This is a genomic window from Streptomyces sp. UG1, assembly GCF_049974585.1.
Classification (GTDB): Bacteria; Actinomycetota; Actinomycetes; order Streptomycetales; family Streptomycetaceae; genus Streptomyces.
In genome coordinates this window covers 70,301-82,182 of the sequence record NZ_JBNGGG010000046.1, presented here as the reverse complement: position 1 = coordinate 82,182, position 11,882 = coordinate 70,301, and the positions used below count along the sequence as shown (strand labels likewise).

General features: G+C 70.7%; 9 protein-coding genes. All 9 read right to left on the bottom strand.

The genetic code is table 11. The features are described from left to right. Positions 1 to 117: 117 nt before the first annotated feature. Positions 118 to 915, bottom strand: coding sequence for a cell division protein FtsQ/DivIB (locus ACP4J3_RS40230; protein WP_426541372.1), 798 nt, complete (start codon positions 913 to 915; stop codon positions 118 to 120). Between the two features lie 23 nt (positions 916 to 938). Beyond that, positions 939 to 2,033 carry an undecaprenyldiphospho-muramoylpentapeptide beta-N-acetylglucosaminyltransferase gene (gene murG / locus ACP4J3_RS40225; protein ID WP_426541370.1) on the bottom strand — a complete coding sequence of 365 codons (1,095 nt, stop codon included), beginning with the start codon at positions 2,031 to 2,033 and terminating at the stop codon, positions 939 to 941. Positions 2,034 to 2,039: 6 nt separating this feature from the next. Continuing rightward, a complete protein-coding gene (gene ftsW, locus ACP4J3_RS40220) occupies positions 2,040 to 3,401 on the bottom strand; it encodes a putative lipid II flippase FtsW (RefSeq protein ID WP_426541368.1) in 1,362 nt (453 codons plus the stop codon). 103 nt (positions 3,402 to 3,504) lie between these two features. Beyond that, positions 3,505 to 4,929, bottom strand: a complete 1,425-nt coding sequence (gene murD, locus ACP4J3_RS40215; protein ID WP_426541366.1) for a UDP-N-acetylmuramoyl-L-alanine--D-glutamate ligase — start codon at positions 4,927 to 4,929, stop codon at positions 3,505 to 3,507. Continuing rightward, positions 4,911 to 5,984 carry a phospho-N-acetylmuramoyl-pentapeptide-transferase gene (gene mraY, locus ACP4J3_RS40210; protein WP_426541364.1) on the bottom strand — a complete coding sequence of 358 codons (1,074 nt, stop codon included), beginning with the start codon at positions 5,982 to 5,984 and terminating at the stop codon, positions 4,911 to 4,913. The genes murD and mraY overlap by 19 nt, the downstream gene beginning before the upstream one ends. Then, positions 5,981 to 7,396 carry a UDP-N-acetylmuramoyl-tripeptide--D-alanyl-D-alanine ligase gene (locus tag ACP4J3_RS40205; protein WP_426541362.1) on the bottom strand — a complete coding sequence of 472 codons (1,416 nt, stop codon included), beginning with the start codon at positions 7,394 to 7,396 and terminating at the stop codon, positions 5,981 to 5,983. The genes mraY and ACP4J3_RS40205 overlap by 4 nt, the downstream gene beginning before the upstream one ends. Positions 7,397 to 7,400: 4 nt before the next feature. Further along, positions 7,401 to 8,927 carry a UDP-N-acetylmuramoyl-L-alanyl-D-glutamate--2,6-diaminopimelate ligase gene (locus tag ACP4J3_RS40200; RefSeq protein WP_426541360.1) on the bottom strand — a complete coding sequence of 509 codons (1,527 nt, stop codon included), beginning with the start codon at positions 8,925 to 8,927 and terminating at the stop codon, positions 7,401 to 7,403. A gap of 174 nt (positions 8,928 to 9,101) precedes the next feature. Continuing rightward, complete coding sequence (locus ACP4J3_RS40195) at positions 9,102 to 11,069, bottom strand: peptidoglycan D,D-transpeptidase FtsI family protein (RefSeq protein WP_426541358.1); 1,968 nt, start codon at positions 11,067 to 11,069, stop codon at positions 9,102 to 9,104. A 166-nt stretch (positions 11,070 to 11,235) separates the two neighbouring features. Continuing rightward, on the bottom strand, positions 11,236 to 11,820 hold the full coding sequence (locus ACP4J3_RS40190) for a septum formation initiator family protein (RefSeq protein WP_426541356.1): 585 nt from the start codon (positions 11,818 to 11,820) through the stop codon (positions 11,236 to 11,238). Positions 11,821 to 11,882 lie beyond the last annotated feature (62 nt).

Here is an 11,882-nt window from a genome sequence, read left to right as displayed (position 1 = left end):
CTAAGTCGACAAGTGGCGCACGTTCAACGAACACGCCGAACCTCCCGTTTTTCTTTTCACCCTATGTGATCAGCCATGTCACTGCCCAACCAGGGTGCTGGCCTGCGCGGATGTGCGTCAACTCCCCGATGACGCCGGGGCGGTGGGAACGCTGACGTCGAAGTGCCGCGCATCCGGCGAGGCTTTCATGAGAGCGGTGAGTGCGCGAGCCTTCGCCGCACCCTTCTCGCCACTCCCCCAGGCGACGGTCGTGCCACCGGTCAACACCAGCGAGATGTCGTCGTAGGAACGGACCTTGACGACCTGGGTGCCACGCGCGATGCCGTCCGGAAGGGCGTCGGCGACCCGCACGGCCTCCCGCACCAGACGGGCGTCGTCGAAGCGGCGCAGGCTCGCGGCGGCGGAGCTCGACCGGGACACCGTCAATTCCAGTGCCGGAACACCTTTCGGGGCCTCAGAAACCGTGGCGAAACGGACACCTTCATCGTCCACTTCGATGAACTTTCCGCCCTTTTGGACAACCAGAACCGGAGTGCGCTCGACCACTTTCAGGCCGATTCCATGGGGCCAGGAGCGGACCACGTCAACCTCGTCAATTCGGGGCAATTTCCGGCGCAGCCGTGCCTCAATCACCTCGGTGTCGACGGAAATCAGCGGTGCCCCGACGGGGACGTCGGCCGCCTCGAGGACCTGGTCGGGCGTCAGGACCCGGGTCCCGGCGACCGATACGCGCTCGACGCGCAGCCACTTGGAGCCGTACAGCAGCCAGATGGAGCCCCCGCCGAGGAGCGCGAGGAGGACAACAAGAATGATCATCGTACGAAGCCTCGGCAGCCTCAACCGCCGCCGGGCGAGGGGCGGGTCGGACGACTCCTGCTGGCGTTCACCGCGCTCTGCGGTCGTCGGTCCGGCCACGCTCCCTGCCCTCCGTCATACGGTCACTGGCGGCGCTGCGAGGCGATCGCCTCGTACACCATGCCGACGAGCAGGTCGTCGGCGTCCCGGCGGCCGAACTCGCTTGCGGCGCGGGACATCTCGTACAGCCTGTGCGGGTCGGCGAGCACGGGCAGGACGTTCTGCTGCACCCACTCGGGGGTGAGTTCCGCGTCGTCGACCAGCAGCCCGCCGCCGGCCTTGACCACCGGCTGGGCGTTCAGCCGCTGTTCGCCGTTGCCGATGGGCAGCGGGACATAGGCGGCCGGGAGTCCGACGGCGGAGAGTTCGGCGACGGTCATCGCGCCCGCGCGGCAGAGCATCATGTCGGCCGCGGCGTACGCGAGGTCCATCCGGTCCAAGTAACTTACCGGGATATAGGGGGGCATTCCCGGCATCTGATGGACCTGCGGCAGTTCGTTCTTCGGGCCGACCGCGTGCAGGATCTGGATTCCGGCCTGCTGGAGCCAGGGCGCGACCTGCTGGACGACCTCGTTCAGGCGGCGCGCGCCCTGGGAGCCGCCGGAGACCAGCAACGTGGGCAGGTTCGGGTCGAGCCCGAACATCGCGCGCGCCTCGGGGCGGACGGCGGCCCGGTCGAGGGTGGCGATGGTGCGGCGCAGCGGGATGCCGATGTAGCGCGAGTTGCGGAGCTTGCTGTCCGGAGTGGAGACGGCGACCTGGGCGGCGTACCGGGAACCGATCTTGTTGGCCAGGCCCGGGCGGGCGTTGGCCTCGTGGATGACGATCGGCACCCCGAGGCGCTTGGCGGCGAGGTAGCCGGGCAGCGCGACATAGCCGCCGAAGCCGACGACGGCGTCCGCCTTGGTGCGCTCCAGGATCTGCTCGGTCGCCTTGATGGTGCCGCGCAGCCGGCCCGGCACGGTGATCAGCTCGGGGGTGGGCTTGCGCGGCAGCGGCACCGCCGGGATCAGGGCGAGCTCATAGCCCCGCTGCGGAACGAGCTTGGTCTCCAGACCGCGCTCCGTGCCCAGGGCCGTGATCCCCACGGTCGGGTCCTGCCTGCGCAGGGCGTCCGCGAGGGCGAGCGCGGGCTCGATGTGGCCGGCGGTCCCCCCACCGGCGAGTACGACATGCACCGAAATTCACCGCTCTCCGGACGAGCGCGCCGCCGAGGCACGCCGTCGCATCGTGTTCCATCTCCGAGGCCCCCGATCACGCGCGGCGCCTCCCGCACGCTTTCTACCAAAGCGGGGTTGCCGCACGGAAAGCGCTGCCCGCGCAGCGGGCTCGTCGCGTGCGAAGGCGATCAGCAGCCCGATGGCGAACATGGTCGGCAGCAGGGCGGATCCCCCGTACGAGAACAGCGGCAGGGGGACGCCGGCGATCGGCAGCAGGCCGAGCACCGCACCGATGTTGATCACGGCTTGCGCGGTGATCCAGGTGGTCACGCCTCCCGCGGCATACCTCACGAAGGGGTCCTCCGTGCGTCCGGCCACGCGGATACCCGCATAGCCTAGAGCCGCGAAGAGACCCAGCACCGACAGCGTCCCCGCCAGGCCCAGTTCCTCACCGGTGACGGCGAAGATGAAGTCGGTGTGGGCTTCGGGGAGTTGACCCCATTTCTCCACACTCGCCCCCAGCCCGGAGCCGAAGATTCCGCCGGACGCGAGCGCGTAGATGCCGTGCACGGCCTGCCAGCAGTCGACGGCGCCGCCGCGCGGTTCGGTGGCACCGAGGCACGCGAGGCGGGCCATGCGGTTGTCGCTGGTCTTGATCAGGACCAGCCCGATCAGCCCGGCCACCGACAGGACCCCCGCGAACAGCCTGGTCGGCGCCCCCGCCAGCCACAACAGGCCGAACAGGATCGCCGACAGGATGATCGCCGTACCCATGTCGCCGCCGAGCATGATCAGCCCGAGCAGCATGAAGGCGACCGGCACCAGCGGCACCAGCATGTGCTTCCACTGGGTCAGCAGCTTCTTGTCCTGCTTGCGGGCGATCAGGTCGGCGCCCCACAGCACCAGCGCGAGCTTGCCGAACTCGCTGGGCTGGATCTGGAAGGAGCCGCCGAGGGCGATCCAGTTCTGGTTGCCGTTGACCGCGACTCCTATCCCGGGCACCTGCACCAGCGCCATCAGGAAGACGGCGCCCGCGAGGATCGGGTAGGCCAGCGCCCGGTGCAGCTTCACCGGCATCCGGGAGGCGGCGAACAGCAGCCCGGCGCCGATCACCGCGGCGAGCAGTTGCTTGCGGAAGAAGTACGACCCGGGCAGCGACATCTGCAGCGCGGTGATCTGGGAGGCCGAGTAGACCATCACCAGACCGAGCACCGTGATCAGCAGGCTGCCGCCGAGGATGAGGTAGTACGCGGTCAGCGGCCGGTCCCACGCCCGTTGCAGACGGAGGTAGAGCCGCCGTACGCCGTTGTCGCCCGGCGGCCGCGCGGTGACGGGGCGCCGGACGGCCCGCTGTACGGGCGGTCGTCCCGTACGGCTACCGGGCATCGGCGCTCACCGCCCCGTCGTGGGCGTGCGTACCGTACGGCCACATCCGAGTCACGCGTCCCTCCAAGGGTCCCGAAGCACCCGCTGTGGCCGAGACCCGCCGTCAGGCGCCCGCGCCGAGTTCGCGAACCGCCTCCGCGAACGCGTCACCGCGCTGGTTGTAGTTGGCGAACATGTCCATCGAGGCACAGGCTGGTGCCAAGAGCACCGTGTCTCCGGCGACGGCGAGCCGCCGGGCCTCCTGGACTGCCGCGAGCATCGCCCCAGTGTCGGTCCGGTCGAGGTCGACGACGGGTACTTCCGGCGCGTGTCGCGCGAGGGCTTCACGGATCAGGCCACGATCGGCGCCCATGAGCACGGCCGCGCGAAGGCGCTTTGCCGACCCCGCGACCAGCTCCTCGAAGACGGCGCCCTTGGCGAGCCCGCCCGCGATCCAGACGATGGACTCGTACGCCGCCAACGACGCTTGAGCCGCGTGCGTGTTGGTGGCCTTGGAGTCGTCGACGTAGGCGACCCCGTCCACGTCCGCCACGTGCGCGATGCGATGGGCGTCCGGGGTGAAGGCCCGCAGACCGTCCCGTACGGCCTTGGCGGGCACCCCGTAGGCCCGGGCGAGGGCCGCCGCCGCGAGGGCGTTGGCGATGTTGTGCGGGGCCGGCGGGTCGACGTCGGAGACCTCGGCGAGCTCCTGGGCGTTCTGCTGCCGGTTCTCGACGAAGGCGCGGTCGACGAGGATGCCGTCGACGACGCCGAGTTGGGAGGGGGCCGGGGTGCCGAGGGTGAAGCCGATGGCCCGGCAGCCCTCCTCGACGTCGGCCTCGCGCACCAGGTCCTCGGTGGCCTTGTCGGCCACGTTGTAGACACAGGCGACGCGATTGCCCTCGTAGATACGGCCCTTGTCGGCGGCGTACGCCTCCATGGAGCCGTGCCAGTCGAGGTGGTCGGGCGCGATGTTCAGCACGGCCGCGGAGTGCGCCCGCAGGGAGGGCGCCCAGTGGAGCTGGTAGCTGGACAGCTCGACGGCCAGGACGTCGTACTGCTCCTCGCCGAGCACCACGTCGAGGAGGGAGACGCCGATGTTGCCGACGGCGGCGGTGCGCAGGCCGGCCGCCTTCAGGATCGAGGCCAGCATCTGGACGGTCGTGGTCTTGCCGTTGGTGCCGGTGACGGCGAGCCAGGGGGCGGCGTCGGGGCCGCGCAGCCGCCAGGCGAGCTCCACGTCGCCCCAGACCGGGACGCCCGCTTCGTGAGCCGCCGCGAACAGGGGCTTGTCCGGCTTCCAGCCGGGCGCGGTGACGATCAGCTCGGTGCCCTCGGGCAGGGTCGCCCCGTCGCCCAGGCGCACGGTGATGCCCAGGGCCTCCAGTTCGGCGGCCTGCTCACGCGCGCGTGCGTCGTCGCCGTCGTTGACGACCGTGACGTTCGCCCCGCGCGCGTGCAGCACCTTGGCCGCCGGGATCCCGGAGACGCCGAGTCCGGCGACGGTGACGTTCTTCCCCTGCCAGTCGGTCACTTGTCCGCTGCCCATCCTGCGTAGAAGAGGCCCAGTCCGACGATCACACAGATGCCCTGAATGATCCAGAAGCGGACCACGACGAGCACTTCTGACCAGCCCTTGAGTTCGAAGTGGTGCTGGAGTGGCGCCATGCGGAAGACGCGCTTGCCGGTGAGGCGGAAGGAGCCGACCTGGATGACCACCGACATGGTGATCAGCACGAAGAGGCCGCCGAGGATGGCGAGCAGCAGCTCGGTGCGCGAGCAGATGGCGAGACCGGCGAGCGCGCCGCCGAGGGCCAGCGAACCGGTGTCACCCATGAAGATCTTGGCGGGCGAGGTGTTCCACCACAGGAAGCCGAGGCAGGCGCCCATCAGCGCGGAGGAGACCACGGCCAGGTCGAGGGGGTCGCGCACCTCGTAGCAGGCGTTGGGGCTGGGCAGGATCTGCGCGTTGGCGCAGGACTCCTGGAACTGCCAGACGCCGATGAACGTGTAGGCGCCGAAGACCAGCACGGAGGCGCCGGTGGCGAGGCCGTCCAGACCGTCGGTGAGGTTCACGCCGTTGGACATGGCGAGGATCATGAACAGCGCCCAGACGACGAACAGCACCGGGCCGATGGACCAGCCGAAGTCCTGCACGAAGGAGAGCTTGGTGGAGGCCGGGGTGTTGCCGCGGTTGTCGGCGAACTGCAGCGAGAGCACCGCGAAGGCGATACCGCCGAGGAGCTGACCGGCCATCTTGGCCTTGGCCCGCAGACCCAGCGAGCGCCGCTTGACGATCTTGATGTAGTCGTCCAGGAAGCCGACCAGACCCATGCCGGCCATCAGGCCGATCACCAGGATTCCGGAGAAGGTCGGCGGCTTGCCGGTGATCAGCTTGGACAGGAAGTACGCGGCGACCGTCGCCAGGATGAAGGCGATACCACCCATGGTCGGCGTACCGCGCTTGCTGTGGTGCTCGCGCGGGCCGTCGTCCCGGATGTACTGGCCGTAGCCCTTGCGGGCCAGCAGCTTGATCAGCAGCGGGGTGCCGACCAGGGTCAGGAAGAGGCCGATGACACCTGAGAACAGGATCTGATTCATCATCCGGCGACAACCTCACCCTCGGCACCGCCCGCGAGCAGCGCCTCGGCGACGCTCTCCAGACCGACCGAACGGGACGCCTTCACGAGTACGACGTCTCCCGGGCGCAACTCGCTGCGCAACAGGTCGACCGCCGCCTGTGCGTCGGACACGTGCACCGACTCCTCACCCCACGAACCCTCGTTATATGCGCCCAGTTGCAGCCAGGACGCTTCCCTGCCCCCGACCGCGACGAGCTTGCTGACGTTGAGCCGGACGGCGAGCCGTCCGACCGCGTCGTGCTCGGCGAGCGCCTCGTCCCCGAGCTCGGCCATCCTGCCGAGCACCGCCCACGTACGGCGCCCGTTGCCCATGGCCGCCAGGGCGCGCAGGGCGGCCCGCATGGACTCGGGGTTCGCGTTGTAGGCGTCGTTGACGATGGTCACGCCGTCCGGGCGCTCGGTGACCTCCATACGCCAGCGGGAGAGGGAGCCCGCCTCGGAGAGCGCGGTGGCGATCTCACTTGCGGACATGCCCAGCTCATGGGCGACGGCGGCCGCGGCGAGCGCGTTCGACACGTGGTGCTCACCGTACAGGCGCATGGTCACATCACTGCACCCGGAGGGTGTGTGAAGCACGAACGAAGGCTGTCCGCTGTCCGTGAGTCGCACGTTCTCGGCGCGAACGTCCGCTTCGCCGGACTCTCCGAAAAGGATCACCTTCGCCTTCGTACGGGACGCCATGGCCCGTACGAGGGGATCGTCGGCGTTGAGAATCGCGGCGCCGCCGTCCTCCGACGGGGGCAGGCCCTCGACGAGTTCACCCTTGGCCTGCGCGATCTGTTCGCGGCCGCCGAACTCGCCGATGTGCGCGGTGCCGACGTTGAGCACGAGGCCGATCTTCGGGGGCGTCAGATCGGTGAGGTAGCGGATGTGGCCGATGCCGCGGGCGCCCATCTCCAGGACGAGGAACTTCGTGTCCTCGGTGGCGCTGAGGGCGGTGAGCGGCAGCCCGATCTCGTTGTTGAGCGAGCCCGGCGTCCACACGGTCGGCGCCTTGTGCTGGAGCACCTGGGCGATCAGGTCCTTGGTGCTGGTCTTGCCCGCCGAGCCGGTCAGGGCGACGAGGGTCGCGCCGAGCCGGCGTACGACATGGCGGGCGAGGGCGCCGAGGGCCTTCTGGACGTCCGGCACGACGATCGCGGGCACGCCCACGGGGCGCGAGCCCAGTACGGCGGTCGCGCCGGCCGCGACGACGGCCTCGGCGAAGTCGTGGCCGTCCACGCGCTCGCCGACGAAGGCGACGAAGAGGCTGCCTGGCGCCACTTCGCGGGAGTCCCGGACGACGGATCCGGTGACCTGGACGGACGGATCCGGTATGTCGTGCGTCTGCCCGCCGACGACTTCTGCGATCTCGGCGAGAGAGAGGGCGATCACAAGTTCATCCCTGGGTCTTCTGGATAGCTTCGCGAAGCACCTGGCGGTCGTCGAAGGGACGGACCACTCCGGCGATGTCCTGGCCCTGCTCATGACCCTTGCCGGCGACCAGCACGGTGTCTCCGGGCTGTGCGCGGGCGACGGCCGCGGCGATCGCGGCGGCCCGGTCCTCGAAGACCTGGACCTCGCCGCGCTCGTGTGCCGGTACGGACGCCGCGCCCTGGAGCATGGTTGCGAGGATCGCGAGGGGGTCCTCGGAGCGGGGGTTGTCGGAGGTCAGTACGGCGGTGTCGGCGAGCCGGGCGGCTGCGGCGCCCATCGGCTCCCGCTTGGTCTGGTCCCGGTCGCCGCCGCAGCCGAGCACCACGTGCAGGCTGCCCTCGGTGACCTTGCGCAGCGCCTTGAGCACCGACTCGACGGCGTCGGTCTTGTGGGCGTAGTCCACGACCGCGAGATACGGCTGCCCGGCGTCCACCCGCTCGAGCCGGCCCGGCACACCCGGCACGGCGGCGACGCCGTCGGCGGCGGTCTGCGCGTCGAGACCGGCGGCGGCCAGAGCGACGATCGCGGCGAGGGTGTTGGCCACGTTGAAGGGGCCCGGCAGCGGCGAAGTGGCGGCGATCCGCTCGCCCTTGGGCCCGAGCACGGTGAACGTCGAGTCCAGGGGGCCGATTTCCACGTCCTCGGCGCGCCAGTCGGCGTCGGGGTGGCCCTCGGCGGAGTACGTGACGAGCGGGACGGTGGCCTCCTTGGCGAGCCTGCGGCCGTACTCGTCGTCGAGGTTGACGACGCCGAACCTGCTGCGCCCGGGGGTGAAGAGCTGTGCCTTGGCCCGGAAGTAGTCCTCCATGTCGGAGTGGAACTCCATGTGCTCCGGGCTGAGGTTGGTGAAGACCGCGATGTCGAAGACACAGCCGTCGACCCGGCCGAGGACCAGGGCGTGGCTGGAGACCTCCATGGCGACCGCCTCGACGCCGCGTTCGCGCATGACGGCGAACAGGGCCTGGAGGTCGGTGGCCTCGGGGGTGGTCCGCTCGGACTTGATGCGCTCGTCGCCGATGCGCATCTCGACCGTGCCGATGAGGCCGGTCGCCTTGACCGACTTCAGCCCGCCCTCGATCAGATAGGCGGTGGTGGTCTTGCCGGAGGTGCCGGTGATGCCGATCTGGAGCAGGTCGCGGCCGGGGTGGCCGTAGATCGTGGCCGCCAGTTCGCCCATCCGGCCCCGCGGGTCCTCGACGACCAGGACCGGCAGGCCGGTCGCGGCGGCGCGCTCCGCGCCGGTCGGGTCGGTCAGCACGGCGGCCGCGCCGAGGCCGGCGGCCTGCGTGACGAAGTCGGCGCCGTGCAGGCGGGCGCCCGGGAGGGCGGCGTACAGGTCGCCGGGCCGGACGGCGCGCGAGTCATGGGTGATGCCCGTGACCTCGGCGGCGTCCGTGGGTTCCGGCGCGGGGACACCCAACTGGTCGGCGAGTTCCGCGAGGGGTGCGGCGGTGACCTGCGCCGGCCTGGGCGGTCCCGGGTATGTCACGGGATGCCCCTTCTGGGTGGTTTGGGACTGATCAGCGTGTGGCACGGCGGTGAGCGTACCGGGCGCACCCCCTTGCGAGCGAAGCGAGGGGCGGGGGGTGCCCTGGTTCCCAGGGCCGGGGGTGATCGTTGTCACGAGGTGGTTCCTGTGGCTGCTCGGTGCTGATCCGGGTGGTCAGTTGAAGGCGACCGGGAGGTTGGCGGGCTTGGCGCCGGTGGGCGGGACCTGCAGGGTCTTCAGCGCGAACTCCATCACCTGCTTGTAGATGGGGCCGCAGATCTGGCCGCCGAAGTAGTTGCCCTGGGTGGCGTTCTGGATGGCGCAGTAGACCGTGATCCGGGGCTTGTCGGCGGGCGCGAAACCGGCGAACGACGAGGTGTAGCCGCGGTACTTTCCGGTGGCCGGATCCACGCGGTTCGCCGTACCCGTCTTGCCCGCGACCCGGTAGCCGGGGATGCGCGCCTTGGTGCCGGTGCCCTCCTCGTCGTCCACGACCGACTCCAGCATCTGGGCGAGGGTCTTGGCCGTCTTGGCGCTGATGACGCGGGTCTTCTTGGGCTTCGGGGCCTCGGTGAACTTCCCGTCGGGTCCCTCGGTGCCGCGTACGAGCGTGGGTTCGACGCGTACGCCGCCGTTGGCGATCGTCGAGTAGACGGAGGCCGCCTGCATCGCGTTGATGGACACACCCTGGCCGAAAGGAATCGTGTACTGCTGCGACGTCGACCACTTGTCGGGGGCGGCGAGGATGCCCCGGGTCTCGCCGGGGAAGCCGAGGCCGGTGGGGCTGCCGAGGCCGAACTTGCGCAGGTAGTCGTAGAGGACCTTGTTGGCCTGCGCCTGGGTCTTGCCGAGCTGGCCGGTGGCGAGGATGGTGCCGATGTTGCTGGACTTGGCGAGCACGCCGTTGAGCGTGAGGTACCAGGTGTCGTGGTCGATGTCGTCCTTGAACAGCCGGTCGCCGCGGTGCAGCCGGTTGGGCACGATGACATGGGTGCCGGGCGTGGCCACGCCCTCCTCCAGTACGGCGGCCATCGACATGACCTTCGCGGTGGAGCCGGGTTCGTAGGCGTCCTGGAGGGCCGCGTTGCCCATGTTGGCGCTGCTGGCCTCGGAGAGGTCGTTCGGGTCGAAGCCGGGTGAGTTCGCCATGGCGAGGATCTCGCCGGTGCGGGTGTCCTGGACGATCACATAGCCGCGGTCCGCCCGGGACTCGGCGACCTGCTTGCTGATCGCGTTCTGCGCGGCCCACTGGATGTCGCGGTCGATGGTGAGCTCGACGTCGCTGCCGGGCACGGCGGGCGTCTCGGTGGAGTTCACGGTGGGGACCTGGCGGCCGCCGGACTGGGCGTAGCGGATCTCGCCGTCCTTGCCGGCCAGCTCCTTGTTCAGCTGCTGCTCGATGCCGCCGCCGCCCTTGCCGTCGGCGTTGACCCAGCCCAGTATCCCGGCGGCGAGATCCCCGTTGGGGTACACGCGCTTGCTGCTGGCGACCGACAGGACGCCGGCGAGGACGTTGACGGTGCTCTTGTCGGTCTCGGCCTTGGTGGCCAGCGCGTTCTTCAGGTCCTTGATCTGCTTCCAGACCTGCGGGGTCTGGCGCCTGGCCAGCAGGGTGTAGCGCGAGTTCTTGTTCGCCGGCCGAAGCTTCTTGACGATCTTCTCCTGCTCCTGGCCGAGGATCGGCGCGAGCAGGGCGGCCGCCTGCTCGGGGCCGTCGTCGATCTTGAGCTGCTCGCGGGAGAACAGCGTGGGGTCGGCTGTGATGTCGTACGCGTCCACGCTGGTCGCGAGGGCCACACCGTTGCGGTCGGTGATGCCGCCGCGCTCGGCGGCCAGGGTGTAGCCGACGTAGCGGTTCTTCTCGGCCTTGGCCGCATAGGTGCTCGCGTCGACGCCCTGCACCTGGAGCAGCCGCAGGACGAAGGCGATCAGGACGAGGGTCAGGGCGAGGCCGACCATGCGCAGCCGGGGCCGGGGACTGCCGAGCCGGATCGTGCCGGCGGCCCCGGGGCGTGGCCGTGCGGGGCGGCGGGCCGGACGGGAGCCGGGACCCGGGCGCCGCTGGGCACCACCGGATCGGGCGGGCTTGGCGGGACCGGGCACGCGGCGGCGCGGTGGCTGCCTGGAGGAGTTCTCGACCACTTCCCTCACCTAACGGAGGTCGGATACGTGCAAGACACGACACAAGCCCCGGAACACGGCCCTGCCCGGCGCCACGCCCGGCGGCCACCACCGGAGCGGGCGAACCTGGCGGGCTCGGACACACGGCGGCGCGGCGGTCGCCTGGAGGAGTTCTCGACCACTTCCGTCACCTGCCGGGGGTCGGGTACGGGGAGGACGGGGCGGATGGGGCGGGCCGGCCGGGGGCGCCCTGTGGGACGGCTTGGGGCGCGGGCGGGCCGGCCGGGGTCTGGGGGTCGTCGGGCGGGGCGGTGGTGGGGGCCGGGCTGGGCACCGGGAGCGGCAAGGGCGTGCCGGGGAGGGCCTCGGGGGCGAGGACGACGGGGCTGCGGCCGGCGAGCTGCCCGGCGGGGGCGGGGCTGGGGACGCCCTTGACCGTGCCGTCCGGGTTGAGGAAGGCGGGGTCGCCGCCGGGGACCATGCCGAGTTCACGGGCGCGGCGCTGGAGGGCGTCGGGGGCGGAGTAGGCGTCGATGTCCCGTTGGAGGGACTGCTCCTCGTCGGTGAGGGCCTTGGTGTCCTTCTGGATGTCGTCGAGCTTGAAGGCGCCCTCGCTCAGGGCGGAGTTCAGCATCAGGAGCCCGATGAGGCCGCCGCCGAGGAGGACGACGACGAGGAGGACGAAGGGGGCGCGGGCGGCCTGCCCGGCGCCCGGGGGGAAGAGCCGTGCGAGCCGGGCGGCCCGGCCCCTCAGTTCGGGTTTTCTGCTCACTGCCCCTCCCCCGGGTCCGGTTCTCCCGCCCATGGGTTCGAGTCCTGGACCCGCCAGGCCCG